Genomic DNA, 442 nt, shown 5'->3' with positions numbered 1-442 from the left:
ATTCGAGGTGGTGACGGTCACCGCGACAAGCACCTGCGCCTCGTTATCGGTTGCCGACTCCAGCCCCGCCTCGGCGATCGTCCCGACCGACTTCGACTGCGCCTGCTTCACCACCTCAACAAACGGTGCTGAGCGGTTCTGGAAATCGTCGTAAAACGTTCCGGTCGCCGAATCGAGCACGCGCTGCACATCGGCCTCGGCGTTCTGCCAGTCGATCGTCGTCAGGTTGAGCGCACCCTGCCTACCTACTTGCAGGAATAGTTGCCGTTCCTTCTCGCTCTGATACGCCTGGTATCCGCGGTAGCCCGTCCAGCCGGCCAGCCCGGCAAGCAGAATCACCACGACCAGTCCTGCGATCGTCGCGAGCCGAACAGGCGACATCGGCTCCTTCGGAGTCTTCACGTCTGAAGCAGTCGCAGCCGCTGCCTCTTCGTCGTAGGAC

At 62.4% G+C, this 442-nt stretch carries 1 protein-coding gene; it reads right to left on the bottom strand.

The features are described from left to right. Window positions 1–402 (bottom strand): tetratricopeptide repeat protein (locus RM844_RS32875; protein ID WP_311671087.1); only part of this gene is annotated, 402 nt, incomplete at its 3' end. Window positions 403–442: the final 40 nt, after the last annotated feature.

Source organism: Streptomyces chisholmiae, assembly GCF_031845445.1.
Taxonomy (GTDB): Bacteria; Actinomycetota; Actinomycetes; order Streptomycetales; family Streptomycetaceae; genus Streptomyces; species Streptomyces chisholmiae.
Note: the sequence above shows the minus strand (reverse complement) of the source record. Positions and strands in the feature narration are given on the sequence as shown.